1 protein-coding gene is annotated in these 829 nt (G+C 66.6%); it reads left to right on the plus strand.

Annotated elements, in window-relative coordinates; genetic code table 11:
* Positions 1-48: 48 nt before the first annotated feature.
* Positions 49-768 (plus strand): IS6 family transposase, encoded by a 720-nt coding sequence (locus KM933_RS38710; protein WP_221362363.1) that lies wholly within the window; start codon positions 49-51, stop codon positions 766-768.
* Positions 769-829 lie beyond the last annotated feature (61 nt).

Here is an 829-nt window from a genome sequence, read left to right on the forward strand (position 1 = left end):
TGACCGGTGGGATGATCTTCTGGTTGATCAGCCTGGGAAGGGTCGTCCGTGGGGAGCACGTCGCTGTCGTACAAGGGGCACCGGTACCCGATCGAGGTCATCTCCCACTGCGTGTGGCTGTACTTCCGCTTCCCGCTCAGCTTCCGTGATGTCGAGGAGTTGATGCTCGAGCGCGGTGTTGTCGTCTCCCACGAGACGGTCCGGCGCTGGTGTGTGAAGTTCGGGCAGGGTTACGCTAATGGCCTGCGCCGGAGGCGGCCCCGGCCGGGGGACAAGTGGCACCTGGACGAGGTCTTCCTCAAGATCAAAGGGAAGCAGAAGTACCTGTGGCGGGCCGTGGGCTCCGACGGTACCGTCCTGGACATCCTAGTCCAGAACCGGCGGGACACCGCTGCGGCCAGGCGGTTCTTCCGCCGGCTGCTGAAAAGGACCCGTACGGTGCCACGGGTGGTCGTCACCGACAAGCTCCGCTCCTACGGTGCGGCCCACCGCGAGGTCATGCCCTCAGTGGAACACCGTTCTCACAAGGGCCTGAACAACCGGGCCGAGAACAGCCACCAGCCCACCCGGCAGCGCGAACGTGCGATGAAAGGCTTCCGCTCCGTCGGAGGAGCCCAGCGGTTCCTGTCCGGGTTCAGCGGCATCTCGCCCCACTTCAGGCCACGCCGCCACCTGATGACCGCCACCGACTACCGAGCCGAGATGACCGCCCGCTTCGCGATCTGGGACCAGATCACCGGCGTGGCCGGCCGACCTGCCGCGGCCTGAACACAGGCCCGGACCGCAAGCACACCACGCCCCGGCGCACCATCAGCCGGTCACACACCCA

It is taken from the genome of Streptomyces beigongshangae, from assembly GCF_019710745.1.
Taxonomy (GTDB): domain Bacteria; phylum Actinomycetota; class Actinomycetes; order Streptomycetales; family Streptomycetaceae; genus Streptomyces; species Streptomyces beigongshangae.